The organism is Litoribacillus peritrichatus, assembly GCF_039537985.1.
In the GTDB taxonomy this organism is placed as follows: domain Bacteria; phylum Pseudomonadota; class Gammaproteobacteria; order Pseudomonadales; family Litoribrevibacteraceae; genus Litoribacillus; species Litoribacillus peritrichatus.
In genome coordinates, this window is the sequence record NZ_BAABBN010000017.1 from 130226 (window position 1) to 152890 (window position 22665).

General features: G+C 46.6%; 20 protein-coding genes and 1 pseudogene. 11 read left to right on the forward strand and 10 right to left on the reverse strand.

Annotation, left to right across the window (positions count from 1 at the left end; translation table 11 throughout):
• Window positions 1-336 precede the first annotated feature (336 nt).
• Window positions 337-1650, forward strand: coding sequence for an ATP-binding protein (locus ABD744_RS22070; RefSeq protein WP_344800776.1), 1314 nt, complete (start codon window positions 337-339; stop codon window positions 1648-1650).
• 798 nt (window positions 1651-2448) lie between these two features.
• Here the strand turns inward: ABD744_RS22070 and ABD744_RS22075 are convergent.
• From ABD744_RS22075 to ABD744_RS22090, 4 genes are all read right to left on the reverse strand, one after another.
• Window positions 2449-4986, reverse strand: a complete 2538-nt coding sequence (locus tag ABD744_RS22075; RefSeq protein WP_344800778.1) for a S8 family peptidase — start codon at window positions 4984-4986, stop codon at window positions 2449-2451.
• Window positions 4987-4995: 9 nt separating this feature from the next.
• Window positions 4996-5976, reverse strand: coding sequence for an AAA family ATPase (locus ABD744_RS22080; protein ID WP_344800779.1), 981 nt, complete (start codon window positions 5974-5976; stop codon window positions 4996-4998).
• Window positions 5977-6124: 148 nt separating this feature from the next.
• Window positions 6125-6373, reverse strand: a complete 249-nt coding sequence (locus ABD744_RS22085) for a DUF927 domain-containing protein (RefSeq protein WP_344800780.1) — start codon at window positions 6371-6373, stop codon at window positions 6125-6127.
• A gap of 15 nt (window positions 6374-6388) precedes the next feature.
• A complete protein-coding gene (locus ABD744_RS22090; protein WP_344800781.1) occupies window positions 6389-6553 on the reverse strand; it encodes an AlpA family phage regulatory protein in 165 nt (54 codons plus the stop codon).
• Window positions 6554-6907: 354 nt separating this feature from the next.
• Between ABD744_RS22090 and ABD744_RS22095 the strand changes: the two are divergent.
• Window positions 6908-8236 (forward strand): annotated as a pseudogene (locus tag ABD744_RS22095) (ATP-binding protein).
• A 71-nt stretch (window positions 8237-8307) separates the two neighbouring features.
• Here the strand turns inward: ABD744_RS22095 and ABD744_RS22100 are convergent.
• The 4 genes from ABD744_RS22100 to ABD744_RS22115 all read right to left on the reverse strand — a co-directional run bounded on the left by ABD744_RS22100 (window position 8308) and on the right by ABD744_RS22115 (window position 10511).
• On the reverse strand, window positions 8308-8547 hold the full coding sequence (locus ABD744_RS22100; protein ID WP_344800782.1) for a hypothetical protein: 240 nt from the start codon (window positions 8545-8547) through the stop codon (window positions 8308-8310).
• Window positions 8548-8693: 146 nt separating this feature from the next.
• Entirely contained in the window at window positions 8694-8876 is a 183-nt protein-coding gene (locus ABD744_RS22105) for a hypothetical protein (protein ID WP_344800783.1), read from the reverse strand.
• A gap of 1 nt (window position 8877) precedes the next feature.
• Window positions 8878-9192 (reverse strand): Fic/DOC family N-terminal domain-containing protein, encoded by a 315-nt coding sequence (locus ABD744_RS22110; protein ID WP_344800784.1) that lies wholly within the window; start codon window positions 9190-9192, stop codon window positions 8878-8880.
• Between the two features lie 320 nt (window positions 9193-9512).
• On the reverse strand, window positions 9513-10511 hold the full coding sequence (locus ABD744_RS22115) for a YecA family protein (protein ID WP_344800785.1): 999 nt from the start codon (window positions 10509-10511) through the stop codon (window positions 9513-9515).
• A 233-nt stretch (window positions 10512-10744) separates the two neighbouring features.
• Here ABD744_RS22115 and gmk point away from each other — a divergent pair, with 233 nt between their 5' ends.
• From gmk to rrtA, 6 genes are all read left to right on the forward strand, one after another.
• Complete coding sequence (gene gmk / locus ABD744_RS22120) at window positions 10745-11362, forward strand: guanylate kinase (protein ID WP_425562201.1); 618 nt, start codon at window positions 10745-10747, stop codon at window positions 11360-11362.
• Window positions 11363-11461: 99 nt separating this feature from the next.
• Window positions 11462-11680 carry a DNA-directed RNA polymerase subunit omega gene (gene rpoZ, locus ABD744_RS22125; protein ID WP_344800786.1) on the forward strand — a complete coding sequence of 73 codons (219 nt, stop codon included), beginning with the start codon at window positions 11462-11464 and terminating at the stop codon, window positions 11678-11680.
• Window positions 11681-11829: 149 nt separating this feature from the next.
• Window positions 11830-13971, forward strand: a complete 2142-nt coding sequence (gene spoT, locus ABD744_RS22130; RefSeq protein ID WP_344800787.1) for a bifunctional GTP diphosphokinase/guanosine-3',5'-bis pyrophosphate 3'-pyrophosphohydrolase — start codon at window positions 11830-11832, stop codon at window positions 13969-13971.
• A gap of 65 nt (window positions 13972-14036) precedes the next feature.
• Window positions 14037-14450 carry a RidA family protein gene (locus tag ABD744_RS22135; protein ID WP_344800788.1) on the forward strand — a complete coding sequence of 138 codons (414 nt, stop codon included), beginning with the start codon at window positions 14037-14039 and terminating at the stop codon, window positions 14448-14450.
• 224 nt (window positions 14451-14674) lie between these two features.
• A complete protein-coding gene (locus ABD744_RS22140; protein WP_344800789.1) occupies window positions 14675-15730 on the forward strand; it encodes a PLP-dependent cysteine synthase family protein in 1056 nt (351 codons plus the stop codon).
• A 60-nt stretch (window positions 15731-15790) separates the two neighbouring features.
• Entirely contained in the window at window positions 15791-16420 is a 630-nt protein-coding gene (gene rrtA / locus ABD744_RS22145; RefSeq protein ID WP_344800790.1) for a rhombosortase, read from the forward strand.
• Window positions 16421-16478: 58 nt separating this feature from the next.
• Here the strand turns inward: rrtA and ABD744_RS22150 are convergent, their stop codons facing one another.
• Window positions 16479-17363, reverse strand: a complete 885-nt coding sequence (locus ABD744_RS22150) for an SDR family oxidoreductase (RefSeq protein WP_344800791.1) — start codon at window positions 17361-17363, stop codon at window positions 16479-16481.
• 259 nt (window positions 17364-17622) lie between these two features.
• Here ABD744_RS22150 and ABD744_RS22155 point away from each other — a divergent pair, with 259 nt between their 5' ends.
• The 3 genes from ABD744_RS22155 (at window position 17623) to ABD744_RS22165 (ending at window position 21229) form a co-directional block, all read left to right on the forward strand.
• Window positions 17623-18528 carry a hydrogen peroxide-inducible genes activator gene (locus tag ABD744_RS22155; protein WP_344800792.1) on the forward strand — a complete coding sequence of 302 codons (906 nt, stop codon included), beginning with the start codon at window positions 17623-17625 and terminating at the stop codon, window positions 18526-18528.
• A gap of 28 nt (window positions 18529-18556) precedes the next feature.
• A complete protein-coding gene (gene recG / locus ABD744_RS22160; protein WP_344800793.1) occupies window positions 18557-20653 on the forward strand; it encodes an ATP-dependent DNA helicase RecG in 2097 nt (698 codons plus the stop codon).
• A 75-nt stretch (window positions 20654-20728) separates the two neighbouring features.
• Window positions 20729-21229, forward strand: coding sequence for a hypothetical protein (locus ABD744_RS22165; RefSeq protein WP_344800794.1), 501 nt, complete (start codon window positions 20729-20731; stop codon window positions 21227-21229).
• Between the two features lie 75 nt (window positions 21230-21304).
• On the opposite strand, the gene ABD744_RS22170 is transcribed toward ABD744_RS22165, so the two are convergent.
• Complete coding sequence (locus ABD744_RS22170) at window positions 21305-22606, reverse strand: NAD(P)/FAD-dependent oxidoreductase (protein WP_344800795.1); 1302 nt, start codon at window positions 22604-22606, stop codon at window positions 21305-21307.
• Window positions 22607-22665 lie beyond the last annotated feature (59 nt).

Below are 22665 nucleotides of genomic sequence, written 5' to 3' on the forward strand. Positions count from 1 at the left end.
ACGCAGTAGGCAGATAAATGCTCAGATCGTGCAGCTTTCTGAGGGTGCAGGTAGCTAGCTGCCCCAGTATTTACATAATGCCCACAATAATAATTGTTCTGTGGGCAGGGTTGGTGTGTAGCTAAATGGCGTGAATTAAGGCTTTGCCCAAACTGCCCCAAAAGCCCAAGGGATGAGTGCCAAAAGCTTTCTCAAAAAGGGAAAGTCTTGCTCAATTAGAACGCCACAACACTTTTACGCGCATAAAAATGTAAAATTCCGCACTTTTCTGCGCGTAAAAGTGTAGACTGAGTTATACTACAGGCAGTTAACAGTCTTAATTGGCGGGAAATGACAATGCAGCGCAACTTACTCAACGCCCTAATAGCATGGAAAAGTCAACCTGTGCGCAAGCCATTATTGATCGATGGCGCAAGACAAACAGGTAAAACCTATCTACTGCAAGAGTTGTTTGGGAATACCTTTGCCAACATCCTTCGTATCGACTTCCTTGAAAACCCAGCTTACAAAGAAGCGTTCGATGGCTCGTTGTCACCTGACGAGCTAGTAATGAACATTGAGTTGTTAACCAACCAAGCGTTCAATCCAGACACCGACTTGCTGATATTAGATGAAATTGGCGAATGTGAACGAGCCGTAACTTCGCTGAAGTATTTTGCCGAAAAAGCACCGTCCTATTTTGTCGCAGCCAGCGGTTCAAATATTGGTTTGCTCAACACCTTCCCTGTGGGCAAGGTAGAACAATACAATTTACGACCACTGACCTTCCAAGAATTTATTTACGCATCCAACGAGCAAGCACTGATCAAAGCATTTGATAGTCAAGCAAGCACACCGGCGGTGCACACTAAATTGATGGATAAACTAACCGACTATTTTTTTACCGGTGGTATGCCGGAAGCCGTTTCTGCTTGGTATCAGTTTAAGGATTCAAGCATTCTAGAGCGTGTTGAAAAAGTCACAAAAATTCATGCCGATTTAGTTGAAGGTTATCGCCGCGATTTCGGTAAGTACGCGGGCAAGGTCGATGCCACACTGATTGAATCGGTGTTTAATAGCATTCCAGCCCAGCTATCACTTGTCAGCGATGAGTCAGTTAAACGCTTTAAATTTAAGCATGTGCATGAGCGTAAATCTCGTTATAGCGATTTTGAAACCGCGATCCATTGGCTTAACTGCTGCCGCTTAGCTTTGCCAAACTACCCTATTGAAGGATTACCTAAATCTCCGTTGGCGGCCTATAAAAAAGACAATATGGTTAAACTATTTCTGTTTGATGTGGGCCTGCTCAATCACATGCTGGGCAGCAGTTATAAAGAGATTAAGCAACAAAACTATGAATACAAAGGCTATGTGGCTGAAAACTTTGTGCAACAAGAGCTCACAGCTATTGGCGTTGACCCAAGCTATTCATGGAATGACGCCCGCGCCGAAATCGAATTTATTTTGGCGACCGATAAAGGCGATATCATCCCTGTGGAAGTCAAAAGTGGTAAACGTACAAGAGCAAAATCGTTGGCATCCTACGTTGAAAAATGTACTCCAAATAAAACCTTTAAGTTAACGGGTACACAAGGCTCTTCAGCGTTAGAACAAACCAATATCGTGATGCCTTTGTATTTCACGCAGTATTTACCAGAGAGATGGTAAAGGCACGTTGCCTAGCCCCGAAGGTCTACACAAAGTTACCTTAGGGATAACAATTTGTAGACCTGATGCTTACCATTCGACACTCAGTCTTATCTCTCTTGGATACCATATTATCCATATTGAGCTTATTTCTATTAAAATGGACACCATAATGCCCATTTCAGGCTAAGTGAGCTTTCTGCTGACTCATTACTATCGTGTAGAACCAGTGAAAAAATGGCAAAGCTATGTTGACGGAAATCATGCTCGATAAAGCCCTTCAAAACTGCTATGTTTTAGCTCTAACAGCAGCATAAAAACGGCACTGTTTTTCCATTGCTAACCACTAAGATTTAGTAAAAGCCATAGGCAAGTGGTGGGCAGTTTGGTGGGCAAACAGGCATTTTTGAACGATTTCTTTTCGGTAAATCATTGAGTTTGTTAGGTTCTAGGCCGCTACTCAATGAGCAGATTCAGAATATTGAGTGATATTTTAATTTCATCAACAATTAGCTGAAGTAAGGTTAGAAAGAAGATGCAGCCTAAAGAGGGCTTTGCACCTCGACCAACGCTTACATGGACTCCGAGGCCTTTAATTGAGCTATCACTAAACTGTCTAGGCATAAAGCTGGAAGGAAAAAACAGTCACCTAACAAGGCGGATGATATAGAGAACTTGGCAGTTCATGATATTCTTCGTACTTACCGAACCTTACTTGCGGCACAAAGAACGCAGTGCTTGGAGCATTACAAAGCCTGATTGAGTAAAGTGCTTTAGCCCTATGGAGTGATCCACATAGAATGTTGCTGTGGATAGCTCTTAAACCTCAACGACGGATTGTGCAGTGACGTTAGTATCGATCTTAGTTTTCACTTCGCTGTATAAATCAACTTCAACTTCTGGAACTGATAGCGAAGCAATTAATGCGTATCTAGCTTTAGAGTTGAAACGCTCATGTGCTGTTCTAGTTTTCCACCAGCCGTTGGATGGATAAATGGCAATTTGTCCTTTTGCTGCAAGATCTGCTGCACTACCTCGCCATACATCTTTATGAATTGATCCTCTATGGCGCTGCTGTGTACCAAGAAGCCAATTGCTACTATTGTCTAAAGAATCAGACTTTTCGCCCTCTGCTTTGGCATTGATGCGTTTCATAAATTCTTTGTCTGATTCCCCGTGATGCTTAACATCAAATCTCAGTTGATGGCTGGCATAGGTGTATTTATTTAACGTGTTTTTGCTAGAAGGATTTGGTTCAACAAAATACGACAGGGTTATTGTTAACTCAACATCAGCCTCTCCGATTTTCAATAGCTCTTCAATAGGCCAAGGAAGATCATGTAAATGCATATCTTTGGTTATAATTCTCCCCCCTTGAGCCTTTAGGTAAGGCTGCATCTCATCCTGAATTACAAGTGAAAGCGAATTATTTGCACTATTTAAAGCCTTTTCCAAGTTCGGCACACCAAAGCCGACTTTGCGAACTAGCTTAGCCATATCAGACTTCTTAATATTATCGTCATTATGAGAGGCAGAAATAAGAGAATACATTTCATCAGTCCAATTAGCTGAATGAACTGTTAATGCTCTTACTGTTTCTGGCCATAACTCAGGATATTTGGACTTTATTTGAGCAGTAAACCTAGCTGCTAATGCTGTGGCTGCGCTTGTTGCATGTGAGCACTGAAAATACCGTTGAGAGAACTCATGGTTGGTTGTGAGTAGATGAAGGTCAGGCATACCAAACCAACCAACGTGATCTTGCCCTACATTTCCTCCTTCAAATACCACTTCTGGTTTGATAGGAGCATTTTTTCTGTCCCATTCAAGAGAAGTTGTTGAGTAGGGAGAAATTCCTCCTCTTGGTGCTACGGACTGGTAATCACACTCTTCTGTAATTACATCTTTTTCCGTATATGCTCCAACGGTAAGTACATTCCAAGCTTGAGCAGGGTCATGAACATCGCTTGAGTAATTTATTTCAGGGTATGGAACATCGCCTACAGGGGATGTATTACCAGCACAAACTGTAAATAGTCTTGGATATTCCCCTTCGCCTAGAAAATCTACAGCAAGTATATCCAAGGCACTCGACCAAGATGACGGTCTTCCTCTGTCAGTGCCTTTACCAGATGAAAGTGACATTGAGTAAACTCTAGACCGCTCAGGTTTATAGTTTTCAATTTCAGATATTGCGTATTCAGTAACCAAACCTAAAGGTTTTCCTTGGTTATCACCGTCAAACCTTAATGTCTTCACTGATTCTAAGCTATGTGTGACGGTTGTTATATCTGTTGAACTTAAAGAATCAGTTAAATCTCCCCACATTGCTAGTCCAGCCATCTCTGTACCATGCCCCATTGTGTCTGTAGGGTCGTTATCTTCGGTAATGGTTCTCTGGTCGCTTAAGCTAGCAAATGGCGCAAGTAATGGGTGTTCAACATTAACCCCGGAATCAATAATGCACACATACGGTGAATTTTCTGAGATAGAGTGATTTAGCCGTTGAAGTAATTCATCTGACCACTCTATTTGTTCTTTAGGCTCCATAGCATCAAAGAATTCAGCAGTAACTTTTGGAAAGCGAATTTCAGAGACACGGAAAAGTAAATCGGTGTTTTCTTCAAGTTGCTTTTGACTCGCTTTTACCTGTATGACTGTATGCTCAGGGAATCGTAGCTTGTGATCTGATACTTCTATCTCTGCAATCTGAGCTAATTGCTTAAAATCTGAAATGATCTCATTGTAGTAATTGTGGGTCTGTCGGCTTTTTCTCGGAGTGGCTATCCATACTTCCCACCAAATTTTAGATTCTTTATCTTTAGGAAGGTAGGTGTCGTCATCTGCCCAAATGGCATAAAAGGTTGCACTGCGAATTGAAGTAATAGAGTCTATCAGTTTCCTGTGATCAGCAGCATCGCCATTGGGCTTCCTCTTAAAATTTAAGTAGTCAGTTAACTTATTTTGATAAAAGTTCAATTTTTCATCTGGAACAAAGGCTGTCGCAATTGTTGCTTGCTGCCCATCTTTATCAACAGTTTTTATATTGTGCAATATGATCCCTTGAGGATCATTTGCAAGGCTTTGTGCTGCCATTTCAACATCAGGAAAGCTTTCAAATTCAACTTGAATTCCAGTGCCCATTTTAAGGTCTTTTGAATGAACACGTTGTTTTAGGGAGGCTAAATGGCCTGCAACGCGCTGGATGTCTTGGCGGAGTTTATTGCTGTGTGTGGCTCTGTCTCTTGCTGGAACTTCTGTAGGAGTACCACCACCTCCGTTAGGTGATGTGAATTCATGGGCGCTGGCGTATGAGTTGAAGAAGAAATGGGGTTTGTTGTATTTATTTTCAGCCATTCAGAATATTTACTCCGTAAAATGTTGGCTAATGTCTTTTCTTTCTTCAATAGCCTGCTGAAGCATCCCGATAGTGATTGACCTGCGATCGTGTATTAGCATCTCTTTAATTGAGTCATTGGCCGCTAGTGTGATTTCAGCGTTGCTGAGCCCTTTAGCTATACTCGGAAGCTTTTTCCATGAAAAATTCTTTGCTACATAAGGATGCAGTCGAGTTCTAAAGAGTCGAATAATTTCGTCTTCAGAAGGAAGCTGATACCTAATTACGTCATCAAAACGTCTGAATAAGGCATGATCGAGAGCTTCTATATGGTTGGTAGCACAAACTATAACGCTATTAGAATCGTCTTGCTCTATCATTTGTAAAAAGCTATTCAGGATACGTCTAGCTTCGCCTACATCATTACTAGATCCTCTATGCGAACCAAGGGCATCAAACTCATCGAAGAAGTAGACTCCTCTAACTTCCCGGATGGTATCAAATATCTGTCGTAGCTTCGCTGAAGATTCGCCAAGATATTTGGTAATTACCGCATCAAGTCTTACTTCAAATAATGGAAAATTAAGTTCGCCTGCTAAGACTGAAGCTGTAAAGGTTTTCCCTGTTCCCGGTTTCCCTGCCAGTAATAGTTTCCTGCGAGGTGATAACCCGTGATTTTTTAAGGTGGTAAGGTGTTTCTGTTCTTTAACTAAGCGTTCAAGCTGTTCTATCACAGCTGGAGCAACAATCAAGTCAGTGAATCTTAATTTGGGATGGCTTGTACTTAACAAGCCTGAAGAGTCTTTTACGCTATTAGCAATCGAAACAGGTAGATTATTTGTACTATTTTTCTTGGCTTTTTCTACTAGCTTTTTTAGTTCTTGAGCTAGTTTTCCATGACCATTTCTGGCTTCATGAGCTGCAACCTGAAGGGCAACAGATAAAAACCTATCGTCATCCTTGTCGATATGAGATTGCATAAGTGCTTTGATATGGGTAGAGCTAGCCATGACTATATTCACTAGAAGTTGATAATAAAAGAATACATGAGATAGCTTTTTAATTCTATCTGCCAAAGTGATGGGTGCAACTGGTTTAAATCTCTATAAATGGGTTTAAACCCATTTAATCTTTTCATATTTCCTTTTGTCTCTTTTTCTAAAACGCAGCGCAGACGCCCACCATTTGCAGCGGGTTATTTAGACAATAACGGCCAATTTGCTCTCGCCAACTGTCGCTGCTGTCTTGTTGGGTAAGCCCTTCGAAGAGGTGCTTGGTTTGTAGCACCATGCGCGGGCTATTTGGGTCAAAGGTGGTACGCGGATGTACATAGGCGCTGTGGTGCCAGCCGATGCCGTTCACGCTAAAAGCTTTTTGAGTGGCCAGCTCGCTCATTTGTTGAATCAATAGCGAGAGTAACTGCTACGCTTTGATGTTGTTGGAGCTCGGAAATTCACCGTTAGCCATCAAGGCATAAATGTTACTGAGACTAAAGCCTGTTTTCACTTTAACTTCGGGCAAACGCAAAATGCGCTGCTGACGAGCTGGGTTTGTTGGTGTTGCGGGTGATTGTTTGGTTGGGTTCATCGTTTGTTTCCTCACTAATCTGTTAAGTTCAGTTAGGAGTTTGCCAGTACTAAACGGACACAGTAGGCAGATACATGCCCATATCTTGCAGCTTTCTGAGGGTATCAGTAATCACCTGCCCCAAATACCCAAGGGGTAAGTGTCAAAAGCCACCTAAAAATGGGAAAGCCTTGTCCAACAAGCAGGTATCCGCAAAGAAGAAAGAGAGTTGTTGAGGGACTGTTTTATACTCGATCAGAACGTCATTACACTTTTATGCGCATAAAAATGTAAAATCATACACTTTTCTGCGCGTAAAAGTGTAAAGTTGGTTGTAGTATAGGCCGTTAACAATCTTAATTGCGGGAAATGACAATGCAGCGCAACTTACTCAACGCCCTAATTGCATGGAAAAACCAACCTGTGCGCTAGCCATTATTGATTGATGGTGCAAGGCAAACGGGTAAAACCTATCTGCTGCAGGAGTTGTTTGGTAAAACCTTTGCCAATATCCTTCGTATCGACTTTCTTGAAAATCCCGCCTACAAAGAAGCATTCGATGGCGCACTGTCACCCGACGAACTATTAATGAACATTGAGCTTTTGACCAATCAGGCGTTCAACCCAGAAACCGATCTGCTGATATTAGATGAAATTGGCGAATGTGAACGTGCCGTGACTTCGCTTAAGTATTTTGCCGAAAAAGCAGCGTCCTATTTTGTCGCGGCCAGCGGTTCGAATATTGGTTTACTCAACACCTTCCCTGTGGGCAAGGTAGAACAATACAATTTACGACCTCTGTCCTTTCAAGAATTTATTTACGCATCAAACGAGCAAGCACTGATCAAAGCATTTGATAGTCAGGCAAGCACACCGGCAGTGCACACTAAATTGATGGATAAACTAACAGACTACTTTTTTACCGGTGGTATGCCGGAAGCCGTTTCTGCTTGGTATCAGTTCAAAGATTCAAGCATTTTAGAGCGTGTTGAAAGAGTCACTAAAATTCATGCTGATTTAGTTGAAGGTTATCGCCGCGACTTTGGCAAGTACGCAGGCAAGGTCGATGCAACACTGATTGAGTCGGTGTTTAATAGCATTCCAGCACAGCTATCACTTGTCAGCGATGAGTCCGTTAAACGCTTTAAATTTAAACATGTGCATGAGCGTAAATCTCGTTATAGCGATTTTGAGACCGCTATCCATTGGCTTAACTGTTGCCGCTTAGCCTTGCCAAACTACCCTATTAAAGGGATGCCGAAATCGCCTCTGGCGGCCAATAAAAAAGATAACATGGTTAAGCTGTTTATGTTTGATGTGGGCCTGCTCAATCATATGCTAGGCAGTAGTTATAAAGAGATTAAGCAACAAAACTATGATCTATCTGTTTATAACTACAAAGGCTATGTGGCAGAAAACTTTGTGCAGCAAGAACTCACCGCCATTGGCGTTGACCCAAGTTATTCGTGGAATGACGCACGGGCCGAAATCGAATTTATTTTGGCAACAGATGAAGGAAATATCGTTCCTGTTGAAGTCAAAAGTGGCAAGCGTACAAGAGCAAAATCGCTGGCATCCTACGTTGAAAAATGTGCCCCAAGTAAAACCTTTAAGTTAACTGGCACACAAGGCTCATCAGCGTTAGAACAAACCAATATCGTGATGCCTTTGTATTTCACTCGGTATTTGCCTTCAAAGTGGTAGCCAGCGCTTTCAGAAAAAGCGTTCGAGCCGATAGTGCTGAGTGAGCAGATGAGTGATAACTTAACCTATCTCTACAAATCAGAATTTACAGCAGAGCTGGCAGCCAACGCCGTGTGGTCATATTCCCCCATGGCGTTTTTCAATAGTTGAAAAGATGTCTGAATCTCAGATAACCGGGTTGCTATGTTCATTCGGTAGAAGTTTTCGTTAGGTTCCCCAAACCAGGTGCCAGGCGTAAGCCCCACTTTTGCCTGATCAACCAGTAACGTTTTCAGGTTGTCTTGTGATAGCTCCGGTTCTGTGAAATCCACCCAGACCTGATTGGTATCTTCGGGTTTATACGCTTTACTTTGCGGGATGCTTTCTTCGAGGAACTCGATGATCCAGGGCCATGGAGCTGACGGTTGCTTTGATTGGGTTGAATGATTCGTTGTTAACCTGTTTCATTCTAATGAGCTTAGTCGTTGGTAATCAGCAGCTTGCATAATGGTTCGTTAATGTAATAGTTGGCTCGTCCCACTTTTTGTTTCGCTAAAAAACCATTTTCGACCAGTTGTTCTAAATACTTAGTAGCAGTAATGCGCGTCACACCTAATTCTTCCACTAAGAAGTCAATTTTGGTGTAGGGATGGTTAAACAAGTTATTGAGTAAATCCTTGCTTTAAAGCAAACGCGTAATTTTGTACTTCTTTGGTGGCTGGGTTGGTTATGGCTTCTTCAAATGAGCTGGCTCTGTAGAGTTCATCGTGCGTGGTGACAATGTTTTCAACTTCTGAACTGTCTTTTGCTTCTTGTAATGCCAGCGTATTGATTAAAATCGCCTCGTTGGGAATACTCGCAGCTACACCTTTGAGTTCGGCTAAATAACGATGCGCTTCGGCGGTTTTTTTTAGTACCGATCGGGTTTCCCACTGTTCAATATTGGGAAGAGGAAGTGGTGCAAGAGAGTCTGGCATAGATAGATTTCACTCTTTTTTATACTTATGGGGTTTTATATGTATAAATTATTCGAAAAACTATACATGTTCCAGAGGGGATGTATAGTTTTTCCGTTTTTCTATATATTAAGCCTTTAAGCTACCCACAATTTTTAGACTTACAGCTTCAGTGTGCTCAGATTTCAACAGTTGTGACTCTTGGAGAAGCACTAGTAGCAGACGTGAAGGAGCAGGAAAGAGCCCCTTCTAAGGTTCCAATTATTTCATTTCGGCTTTAAAAACCGACTTTCGGGATACACTAATATCCAGAGGTCGGGCTTCTTAGGCGTGTTTACGCATTAATTTTCGAACTGAAAGGTCTGTGTCAGTAACGGCTGTATGTCTGCCTTTGCCGGTAGACGTTCTTTGTTGAAAATACGTTTAGGATTAACAGTAACGAAACCCCAGAATTGCAAAAATCGCTCAACAAAGCGGGATCTAATAAGCGTTTTGAGCGTCTCCTGTGGTGTGAAGTAGTCATTTATGTCAAGTTGGCCAATGAGATCAGGGAAGGCAATGTTGACTTCCTCTGCTAACTGATCAATAGAGCTATGGCTTTGCAGGCGCCAGAGCATAAACAGCCAGAAAGTTCGCAGGTCAACATTGTCATCCATACTGTCCAGGTAGCTCCAGTTGTATCTGGAAACTGCCGCCTCAAGCATGGGTAAGAAGAAGGCTTTTAAACCATGGGTTTGGTATTGCTTCTGAGCGGCCTTTTTCACGTGAAAACGCCCGCTTTTGTGGTAAATAATACCGGCTATTTCAGCCAGGATTCGTGTGTAGTGCAGTGCGTTAAATTTATCTTCATTACTGCCGGCAAACTCGTTGAAACCGATGTGGATGCAGTATTGGCTCACGGCAAATTCAGAGAGCAGATCACTGGCTTGTCTTACTACTTTAGTCGGAAGGTTACCTTTCGCGGTGGCTTTGAAAGAACCTTCTTGTTCTATGGCTTCATCAAGAATGATCGCCAGGTAGCGCATTACCGGGCTGGCGGATAAGTCCTCTGGTGTACTAATACTTACGTGGTTTAATTCTTGGAACGGAGCATACAACCAATTGGCCATTTGCGTAGGCGAAAGGCCAAAAAAATCCGGGTTAGGCCGGTCATTACGTTCACGCATCCGTTGTTCAGCCACCACATTGAGTTCATCAAGGGTCAGGTTGGGGTTCATGGCCACCGTTTGCTCAATGTCATCGAAGATTTCTGCATGTTGTTTTGATATTGAATCCATGCAACAGCGTTTGTACTTTTTACCGCTGCCGCATGGGCACGGATCATTTCGACCTGGTTTCATTCTGAGCTGCCCAGCCATATTTGAGAATTGTTCTGAACGATATTATATTTTTCAGGTTGTTTGTGCCAAAGTTTTGGTGTCTTGCTTGCTGGATTGAATATGGGCGCGAAGTCCGCTTCAAACTTATCCACAACCTGTTTTTTCTGTATCATGTCGCCCTTCAATAAAGTCTCAGCAAAGCCTGGGGCTGTCATCTATGCTTTTGTAAAACGATTTTAGAGAGTCTGATAGTTATGAGTCAGGGTTCATTGTTTATTATTTCGGCTCCGTCCGGTGCGGGTAAAACCAGTTTGGTTGGTAAGCTGGTGGCCCAGCGCGCGCAGTTGGAGGTGTCTGTTTCCCATACCACTCGACCGATGCGTAATGGCGAGGAAAACGGGGTGCATTATCACTTTGTGTCGAAAGAGATGTTTGAAGCAGAGATAGGCGAGGCCAATTTTCTTGAGCACGCGGAAGTGTTCGGGAACTACTACGGTACGTCGCAGAAGGTCGTGGAAGATAAGTTGGCGGAAGGCATTGATATTATTCTTGAGATTGACTGGCAAGGTGCGGAGCAGGTCCGAAAGTTAGTACCGGCTGCCATCAGTATTTTCATTGTACCGCCGTCACTGGGGGAATTGCGCAATCGCTTGACCGGACGAGGTCAGGATTCGGAAGAGGTGATTGCTCGTCGCTTGTCTGAAGCGCAATTAGAAATGAGCCACTATTGTGAGTTCGATTATCTGGTGGTGAACGACGACTTCGATACGGCGTTAAGCCAGTTGGACGCCATTTTTGAGGCCAATCGCCTGAAGATTGATTATCAAAAAGAAGCCCAGCAAACGTTGTTGACGGATTTATTGAATAAATAATCGCCAGATCCGGCGTTAAACGCTGGTATTCAGTAATCTGGTTAGCTAAAATGTCCGGTCATTTTTTGTATTTTGCTTATTGTTGGAGATTAACACGACATGGCTCGAGTAACTGTTGAAGATTGTTTGGATCACGTAGATAACCGTTTTGAATTGGTCATGGTGGCGTCCAAGCGTGCTCGCCAGATTTCAACGGGCGGTAAAGAAGCTACTGTGCCTTGGGATAACGATAAGCCAACGGTTGTTGCTTTGCGTGAAATTGCTGAAGGAACAATGACGCCGGCGATGATCGAAGCGTCTGGCATGCGTTCAGAATAATTTCGTTAAAAACGCCGACTCATTGAGTCGGCGTTTTTTTATGCGTTCATCTTCTCTTTTGGTTGACGTGCTCAGTTAATCCAAGCATTCTCTTACTCTAGGAAACAACTCAATACGTTAACGAATCATATCGCTTAAAGGTCTTAAGATTGCTTACAATAGATGTGCTTGCTGAACAATTAGCCAGTTATTTGCCTTCAGAAAAAATTGATCTGGTACGCAGAGCATATTATTACGCCGAACAAGCCCACGAAGGTCAAAAGCGCCGCAGTGGCGAACCTTACGTTATTCACCCTCTTGAAGTTGCTCAAATCCTGTCTGAAATCCGAATGGACCATCAAAGCCTGATGGCGGCCATGCTTCATGATGTGATTGAAGATACCGAAGTCCCTAAAGTGGCACTGCTGGAACAGTTTGGTGAAGAAGTCACTGAAATTGTGGACGGCGTTTCTAAGCTGACTCAGATCCATTTTGAGAGTAAGGAACAGGCTCAGGCCGAGAACTTCCAGAAGATGGCGCTGGCCATGTCCCGCGATATTCGGGTTATTTTGGTCAAGCTGGCGGACCGAATGCATAACATGCGGACGCTGGGTGCGCTTCGGCCGGATAAACGCCGCCGTATTGCCCGTGAAACGCTGGATATTTATTCGCCCATTGCCCACCGCCTGGGCATTAATGATTTCCGGATTGAACTGGAAGACCTTTGCTTTCAGGCCATGTACCCGATGCGTGCCCGGATGATTCAAAAGGCGGTGAATAAGATTTCCGGACACCGCAAGGAAATCGTCGAAGACATAAAACACGACATCGAAGAGCGCTTGTCTCATGAAGGCTTGACTGGCCGTGTGGAAGGCCGCCAGAAGCATTTGTTCAGTATTTATCAGAAGATGGATCGTCACGAAAAGTCCTTCCATGAAATCATGGATGTGTTTGCATTCCGGATCGTGACTGACACCGTCGACAGTTGTTATCGAATTTTAGGGGTGGTGCATAACTTATTTAAACCGGTTCCTGACCGTTTTAAAGATTATGTGGCCATTCCCAAGGCCAATGGTTATCAATCGTTACACACTACTCTGTTTGGGGTTTATCGTATTCCGATTGAAGTTCAGATTCGTACTGAAGAAATGGACGCAGTGGCCAACATGGGGATTGCTTCTCATTGGCTGTATAAGAACGACGCCGAACAGGATGAGTCCAACAGCCTGCTCCATAACCATCATGCCCGTGCCCGCCAATGGGTGAAAGGTTTGCTGGAGATCCAGAAGAACGCCGGTAACCCGCTTGAGTTCATTGAAAATGTGAAGCTGGATTTGTTCCCGGACGAAGTTTACGTGTTTACTCCAAAAGGCGATATTTTAGAAATGCCGAACGGGGTGACGGCCGTCGACTTTGCTTATAACGTGCACACTGACATCGGCAACAGCTGCGTGGCGTGCCGAATTGACCGCCACTTGGCGCCGTTGAGTCAGCCGCTGCAGAGTGGCCAGACGGTTGAAATCATTACCTCGCCGGGGGCTCAACCGAATCCGGCGTGGCTGGATTTTGTGGTAACGGCCAAGGCGCGCAGTGCCATTCGTCACTTCCTGAAGAATCAGAAACGTTCTGAGTCGGTGGAGTTGGGTCGACGATTACTGAACAAGTCATTGTACAACTTTGAGCTGAATCTGGATGAACTGAGTACCTCAGTGACTGACCGCTGGCTTGAACAAGCGGGTCTGAAAGTGCTGGATGATTTGCTGGAAGAGATTGGTCTTGGCAATCGTATGGCGTACTTGGTCGCGCGTCAGTTGATGGAATTAAGTGAAACCGAACTGAGCGAGTCTTCGGGCGAGTCGGACGATGCGATGCCGCTTCAGATTACCGGCACCGAAGGGCTGATCATCAAGTTTGCCAAGTGCTGTCGTCCGATTCCGGGTGACCCGATTGTGGGTCATATGAGTTCCGGCCGGGGCTTGGTGATTCATAATGACGGTTGTCGGAATCTCAATGAATTCCGAGGCCACTCCGAGAAGTTGGTGACGCTTACCTGGCAGAAGAAGCTGGAGCAGGAGTTCTCCGTTGAACTGAAGGTCGGAGTTGAGAACGTTCGTGGCGTGGTTGCCAGCATTGCAACGTCCGTGACGGAAGCCGATGCCAACATTGAATCCATCTCAATGGAAGATCATGATGCGCGTATTCGGGTGATTGCGCTGGTGATCAATGTTCAGGGCCGTGAACACCTGGCTCGCGTCATGAAGCGACTCAAAGTGAATAAGTCGGTGGTCAGTATTTCGCGTGAACGCGCTTAAACAAACAACAATCAAGCCTGTTAAAGGTTTGGAAAGAGTGGCCGGATATATTTTAAGGGACAGTTATGACAAACAAAGCAATCATTAGTACAGACAAAGCACCGAAGGCGATTGGAACCTATTCGCAAGCGGTAAAGGTTGGCACCACCTTGTATTTGTCCGGTCAGATTCCTCTGATTCCTGAAACCATGGAGTTGGTGGATACGGGCATAGAAGATCAGATTGAACAGGTATTTTCGAACCTGAAAGCCGTGATTGATGAAGCGGGTGGCACCATTCAGGATATGGTGAAACTGAACATCTTCTTGACCAATTTGGATAACTTCGCGTTGGTGAATGAAGTGATGGCGCGTCATTTCGTCGAGCCTTACCCGGCGCGTGCTGCCATTGGTGTGGCGGCACTGCCGAAAGGTGCTGAAGTCGAAATGGACGGCATTCTGGAAGTGGGCAGTTCTTCTTCGGATCATTACTCCCTGTAATGATTTCTGACAGCGCTCGGTGCCCTTTTGGTGTGCTGAGTGCTTTTGCTTGTGTTGATGAGCCACTTCTTTGGGGCGCACTTCTCTGTTCAAATTTATTTACCTTGATGCTTGTCTATACTCGGTACGAAGGTACTCGGTATCGTACGAAGGTATTCGGTACTAAGTACTCGTTATACGCCAACCAATACTCAATTTGACCGGTAAACCGCCAGAGGCTTGTTATGGATTTATGGACGAATAATGCCATTCGCGCTATTAATGCCGATTTTAATCGTTCTGCTGATACCCATCTGATTAAGCTCGACCTCCCCGCCTTGACCAATGTTGATCTGTACCTGAAAGATGAGTCGACGCACCCGACCGGCAGCCTGAAGCATCGCCTGGCGCGCTCGTTGTTCTTGTACGGTTTGTGCAATGGCTGGATTCGGTCAGACACCACCATCATTGAGTCGTCATCTGGCAGTACCGCTGTCTCCGAAGCTTACTTTGCCCGGCTTTTGAATTTGCCGTTCATTGCGGTCATTCCGAAAACGACCTCGAAAGAAAAAATCGACAGCATTAAGTTTTACGGTGGTCGATGCCATCTGGTGGAAGCGAAAGACATTTACACCGAATCTCATCGTTTGGCCAAAGAGCTGAACGGCCACTACATGGATCAGTTCACTTATGCAGAGCGGGCAACGGATTGGCGAGGGAACAATAATATTGCTCAGTCGATCTTCAGCCAGATGCAGGAAGAACCCCATCCGGTGCCTGAATGGGTGGTGATGAGCGCAGGTACGGGGGGAACCACAGCCACCATCGGGCGCTACATCCGTTATGGATGTCTGAATACCCGGTTGTGTTTGGCAGATCCGGAAAATTCGGTCTTTCTTGATCACCTTCATTCCGGAGATGATCAATTAACTCTGGAAAGCTGCTCCCGGATCGAGGGTATTGGCCGGCCGAGGGTTGAGCCTTCTTTTATACCTTCGGTGATTGACCGGGGTCTTAGGGTTCAGGATGTGGACAGTCTGGCCACCATTCGGGTGCTGGAAAAAATGATCAACCGAAAGTGTGGTGGTTCCACCGGCACGAATTTGTATGCTACGTTTCAATTGGTCGCAGAGATGGTTCAACGAGAAGAAGCCGGCAGTGTGGTGACCTTGATTTGTGATTCGGGTGAGCGTTATCTTGATACTTACTACAATGACGATTGGCTTGCACAACAGGGGTTGGATTTGTCTGACAGCATGACCAAGGTAGAGCACTTTGTGAACACGGGCCAATGGCCCTGAGCATGGTCGTGGTTCTGAATATTTTCCACAATAAGAAACGGATTTCGAGGTAAAAGCAACATGGCTGTGGCCCCCAGAGCGTTAACCGAACACACCAAAAACTGGCTGATGGTGGTGCCGTTGGTGGTGTTGGTTAATTTATTGATTATGGTTGGATCTTCGTCGAACTGGTGGGATATTTCCTGGTATCGTGCGGATATCATGCAAGGTCAGGTTTGGCGTGTGATGACCGGCCATTTTCAGCATCTGGGCTGGAATCACTGGTTGATGAATCAGTTGGGGTTCGCGTTGATTCTGTGGTTATTACCGATGTTGGTGCTGAAGTTCCGCTGGCTGCTGGCGTGTGCTGTGGGTGCGGTGTCGATCGGCAGTGCTCTATTGCTGACGGACATTGAAGGGTATGTCGGTTTGTCGGGCATCCTTTATTTGTTGCTGTGTTATGGCACCCTGATCGATAAAACCATTCCGATCAAAATTAAAACGCTGTTGTTGTCGGTTGTATTACTGAAAGTGGCGGTAGAGCAATTCTGGCCAGAGCTGAACAGCTCAACTGAAGCGTATATTGGTGGCTTTGTGGCGATTGATGCCCACTTATTTGGCAGTTTTATCGGGATTGGAATGGCATTGGCTGAGCGAGGGTTGTCACGGCTTCGTTCGAAAGGCTTGCCTGCGGAAGAAGGGCTCTCGTAGCCACTTCATCAGCTCTTTATAGCCCAGGCACTTCATTCAAAGTGCCTTAGCGGTTTTTTTAATGGTTCAGTGCTGCATCCAGTTGTGCAGGCATTCCCTGTTGGTAACTGGGATACAATAACTGAAAGCCAGTGGCTTTCATCCTTTGGTTACTGATTCGTTTGCTGCCCGTGCGGCCTGCTGGAACCAGCTCCTTAACCTCGATCCTCATGTAGTTGGCCATCCAGCTTTGAACTTCGTGCATGGTCACGGGTTCATCGTCGCAGGCCAAATACAAATCACTTAATGCCACGCCTTGAAGGTCTTGTTCTATCAGATAAGCGTAAAATCTGGCCAGATCGTCGGCGTGAATGCGGTTACTGTAATGGACCGGCTGCTCACTGGACACTTTGCCTTGCAGGACTTGCTGAATCATTCGGCTGCGACCCGGCCCATAAATGCCTGTGGCCCGAACAATGGTGACCGGGCAAAGTGTGGTGTTGGCGACCAATTCTTCGGCTTCGAGCATTTTTACGCCAGTGAACCGGGTGGGTTGGGTGAGGCTGGTTTCGTTCACCCATTCGTGGTCGGTTTGACCATAAACGCTGGAACTGGAACAAAAGAAATAGCGTTTGATGGGGGTGGGTTGTTGGCTTAACGCCGTCAGCAGGTTTTGTTGTGCGTCCAGATAAGTCGTTTGATAACCGGCTTCGCTGTGGTCATCAGCGGAGGCACAAAATACGACGTAATCAAAAGCAGGCAACGGCTGGTTAAACGGCTGGCTCATGTCCCAGTGAATGGCGGTGACGGTCTGCTGAAACGGGTCTGGCAGAGGTGAACGCTTAATGGCTGATATGTCAAAGGGAGTGGCTGAGTGTTGTGGCATGTTCAGCAGTTGTTCCGCGATGCGTTGGCCAACATCGCCAAAACCCGCAATTAAAACCTTGGTGCTTGCTGTGTTCATTGATCTGTCCGTTGGTGATGGGTTGCGCTGAACATATCTTAGCTTAAAGGTTTAGACAAGCGTCCTTGTGCGGCTCAGATGGGTTACTATAGGTTTGCAGTTATCAATACTTAAAAACTGATAGACTTTATTTATTAAAAAAGATTGCTGATTGCATTAAAACTGGTTATATATACAGTTTTAGTGGATCTGTTTATTTATTTTACCAAGACTTTATGGCTGCATTGCAGCTTCATAAGGTGTACCAAAGGCGCCAGTAATGACTCTGACAGAATTTAAGTATTTAGTGACCTTGGCTCAAGAGCTGCACTTCGGCAAAGCCGCCAGTAAGTGTTTTGTCAGCCAGCCCACGTTAAGTGTCGCCATTAAAAAGCTGGAAGATGAATTGGGCGTGGCTTTGTTTGAGCGCAGTTCCGGTTCGATACGATTGACTGAGGTGGGCAATAAAGTGGTGAGTCAGGCCGAAAAGGTACTGGCGGAAACCCAGCGCGTGCAGGAATTGGCCCACGCCGGTAAAGATCAGCTCAGCGGTGCACTCCGGGTCGGGGCCATTTATACGGTCGGCCCTTATTTATTTCCGCACTTGGTCCCGGAAGTCCGCCGGGCGGCACCGAATATGCCTTTGTACATTGAAGAAAACTACACCGCAGTTCTGCGGGAAAAACTACGTCGTGGCGAGTTGGATGCGATTTTCATTGCGTTGCCGTTTCATGAACCTGAGGTGGTCACCCAAACGTTATACGATGAACCTTTTGAGGTACTGATGCCTTCCCAGCATAAACTGGCCAAGAAGAAGTCGTTGAACATTCAGGATCTGACCAGTGAAGATGTCATGTTGTTGGGTGAAGGCCACTGTATGCGGGATCAGATTCTGGAATTTTGCCCGAAACTGATTGAACGAAACCGGGATACCAATACCCGCATTGCCGAAGGCAGTTCGATTGAAACGTTACGTCATATGGTGGCGTCCGGCATTGGCATTACCCTGCTGCCTTATACCGCAACCGGTATTAATAGTTATTCGGATGACGTGGTCACAACCCGGCCTTTGTCGAATCCCCAACCGTTTCGTACCATAGCCCTTGCTTGGCGAGTGAGCTTTGCCAGACCGAAAGCCATTGATGTATTAACTCAGGCCACGCGGTTGTGTCAGGTGGTTTCTTAAGATCATAAGGAATGTGAGCAGCTAAACTATGAGCCAGCCATTATCTTCCATGCCGGTTAGCCAGTTAAAAGGTGTTGGGCCTCAGTTGGCTCAGAAGCTGTCGGATTATGGTTTATCCAATTATGAGGATCTGCTGTTTCACTTGCCACTGAGGTATCAGGATCGTACGCGGATTCACCCGATTGGCAGCTTGTCACCGGGGATGGACGTGGTGATTGAAGCGGAAGTGGTGTTGGCGGATGTGGTGATGCGTCGCCGTCGCAGTTTGTTGTGTAAAGTGCGTGATGGTTCGGGGTTTATGACGCTCCGCTTCTTTCATTTTTCTGGTGCTCAAAAAAATCAAATGACGCCCGGTGCCAAATTGCGCTGTTATGGCAGTGTTCGGCCCGGACCGAACGGTTTGGAGATGGTGCACCCGGAATATCAGGTGGTTAAGTCGGATCAGACGACCGAAACAGAGCAGCACCTAACCCCCATTTACCCTCTGACGGAAGGCATTCAGCAACCGCGAATGCGCAGCTTTTGTGAGCAAGCGCTGAAGCGGCTCAACCCCTACTCTATTTTGGATTACTTACCGCCGGAGCTGCTTGAGCACTGGGGGCTGCCGACGCTGCACGACAGCCTTCGTTTGCTGCATGCGCCTTTGCCGGATGTGGATCAAACCGCAATTCAGGAAGGCATGCACCCCAGTCAACGACGGTTGGCCTTTGAAGAGCTGCTGGCTCAGCATTTAAGCTTATTGCGACTTCGTCATAAAACCCAGCAAGACCGGGCGCAGCTGTTAACCATTAATCCGGAACTGCAGAGTCAATTCATGACGCAGTTGGGATTTCAGCTGACCCATGCCCAAGCTCGGGTGATTTCAGAAGTGGCGGCCGATTTGTCCAAAGGTCATCCTATGTTGCGTTTGGTGCAGGGGGATGTGGGCAGTGGTAAAACGGCCGTGGCGGCCTTGGCGATGCTGTATGCCATCAGCTCGGGCCAGCAAGCGGCGATTATGGCGCCGACCGAAATTTTGGCGGAGCAGCATTACCAGCAGTTTTGTCAGTGGTTTGAGCCGTTGGGTCTGAAGGTCGGCTGGCTGGCCGGCAAGGTCAAGGGCAAGAAGCGGGATAAGATCCTGGAGTCTCTGCTGGCGGGTGACATTGATATCATGGTGGGCACCCATGCTTTGTTTCAGCCGGATGTGATTTTTGATCGCTTGGCGCTGGTGGTGATTGACGAACAACACCGGTTTGGTGTCGATCAGCGCATGGCATTGCGGGACAAAGGCATGGTGGAAGGTTCTGAACAGGCCACTTTACGACCGCATCAATTAGTGATGACGGCGACGCCGATTCCAAGAACGTTGGCAATGGCCGCTTACGCTGACCTGGATGTGTCTGTGATTGATGAGTTACCGCCGGGCAGGACGCCGGTGGAAACGGTGGCCATTTCGGATCAACGACGGGATCAGGTGATTGAGCGCTTACGGCAAAGCTGCCGGGAAGGACGGCAGGCTTATTGGGTGTGTACCTTGATTGAAGAGAACGAAGAGATGGACGCTCAGGCCGCTCAGGATGCCGCCGAGTTACTGCAAAACAGCTTGCCCGATACCAAGGTGGCGTTGGTGCATGGAAAAATGAAACCGAAAGAAAAAGCGGCGGTAATGGCCGCTTTTAAAGGCGGTGACATTCAGGTGCTGGTTGCGACGACGGTGATCGAAGTGGGCGTTAACGTGCCCAACGCCAGTGTGATGGTCATTGAAAACCCTGAACGTTTGGGGTTAGCACAACTGCATCAATTGCGCGGTCGGGTGGGCCGGGGTGCGACCGAATCGTTTTGTGTGTTGTTGTATCACGCGCCTTTGTCCAGGTTTGGTAAAGCCCGTTTGCAGGTGATGCGCGAAACCAATGACGGTTTTGTGATTGCAGAAAAAGATCTTGAAATCCGGGGGCCGGGTGAAGTCATGGGGACTCGCCAAACCGGTTTGGTCAGTATGCGGGTGGCTGACTTACTGAGAGACAAAGATATGCTTGGCGATGTGAAGCAAGCGGCAGAATGGATCATTCGTCACCGCCCGGATCGCATCGAGTTGTTGATTCGCCGATGGTTGGGTCATGGTGAGAAATACGCTGAGGTTTAAGAGGTAGGCTAAGAGCGTTGTTCGCTGTGAGTGGATTTGTGCCATGCTTAAAAGCAGAGCGTCATGGAGCACGGGATGGAAGAAAAAGAGTATCTGGAAGTCACGGCTGCCAATGCATTTTGTCAGGCGTATTCAAAACTGTATCGGGTAAACGCTGCGTTTGATCATATCAACCTGCCAAGGAAACCGGATGTCACCGTTTGCATTGATGGCACTCCTCAGGACATCGAAATTGCCCACCTGTATCACGATCAACAAGAAGCCATGCGACTAAAAAACCTGTGCCTACAGTCTCCTTCCGGCGTCATCATGGCCGCTCAGTCTCATCACTCCAATGTTCCGTTGCTGACCGATCTGGTTCAGGCTTTGAATGAACTACTGACCAAGAAATCGACCAAATCTTACCAGAGTCATCACCCATGGCTGGTGATCCGTAACGGTTCGCCGAAGTGGGATAAACGGGATTTTGAGATTGCGCTAAGATCGATTGCCGTGCCTAAGCATCACCCGTTTCGGGAAATCTGGGTGGTGCCTGATTTAACCGCCAGACAGGGGTTGATCCGGGTGTATCCTTAAAGCTGTTTTTAAGCGAGGTTAAAAAAGCCGCCAGGCGCAAAAGCGCTGGCGGCTGATGGGTCCGAAGTAACTCGGTTAATGGAGTTTCAGACGCGGTCGGATGACGCGATTAATCCGGCCTGAAAGTCCGATCAACAGGGTTTTGAAGTAGCCGTGCAAGGCTATTTGATGCAACCGATACAGCGAAATATACACAATGCGGGCAATGCGCCCTTCCACCATCATCGAGCCGCTGGTCAGGTTACCCATTAAGCTGCCAACGGTGGAGTAACGGCTTAATGACACCAAAGACCCGTGGTCGTGATAGGTGTAGTTTTGCTGTTCCTTGCCTTTGTAGCGATTCATGATGTTTTTATACACATGAGACGCTTGCTGGTGTGCTGCCTGAGCGCGGGGTGGTACCGGCTTGCCGTTGTCCTGTAGCAGAAACGAACAATCGCCAATGGCGTAGATGTTCTCGTCGTTGGTGGTCTGCAAGGTTTCCCGGACATTCAGCTGATTGGTGCGGGTGGTTTCCAGCCCTTCAATGTCTTTCAGGAACGCCGGTGCTTTTACGCCGGCGGCCCAGACTCTGAGGTCGGCCTCAATCAGGTTTCCGTCTTTGGTTTCAAAGCCTTGTTCGGTCACTCGAGTAATCATGGTTTGAGTGGCGACCGTGACCCCAAGCTTTTCAAGCTCTTTATGGGCGGCGGCAGAAATTCTGGGCGGCAGCGCCGGCAGGATGCGTTCACCGGCTTCAATTACACTGACATTCAGTTGTTCATGTTGAAGGTTATCCAGCCCGTAAGCGGATAGCTCTTCCGCCGTGTTGTGCAGCTCTGCAGCAAGTTCAACGCCTGTCGCCCCTGCGCCAACAATGGCAATATTGAGCTTGAAGTCATCGCGGCCCTGCGCTTCGGCGTTGGCCTTCAGGTAGGTGTTTAATAGCTTCTTATGGAAGCGCTCTGCCTGATGGCGGCTGTCCAGAAAATAGCAGTTCTGCTCGGCGCCGGGTGTACCAAAGTCATTGGTGACACTGCCGATGGCAATGACCAGAATGTCATAGCTGAGCCGACGCTCCGGCAAAACGAGGGTGTCTCCGTCGCTGATGGCTTCAAGAACAATTTGTTTATTGTCCCTGTCCACTCCGGACATACGGCCCAGATGAAAGGTAAATCCGTGATTGTGCGCATGCGCGCGATAACTCAGTTCATCTATGCCCGAATCCATGGAACCCGTTGCCACTTCGTGTAGCAAAGGTTTCCACAGATGGGTGTTGCTGGCGTCAATGAGCTTGACGGTGGCCCGATCCTTTTTGCCTAACTTGTTGCCAAGTTTGGTTGCGAGTTCTAAGCCTCCTGCACCACCGCCGACAATTACGATTTTTTGTTTTATCATGGCGATATCCCAATAAGTGTTTGTCCGGGCATTATAGCTGAGACGTGGCGTAATCAGAA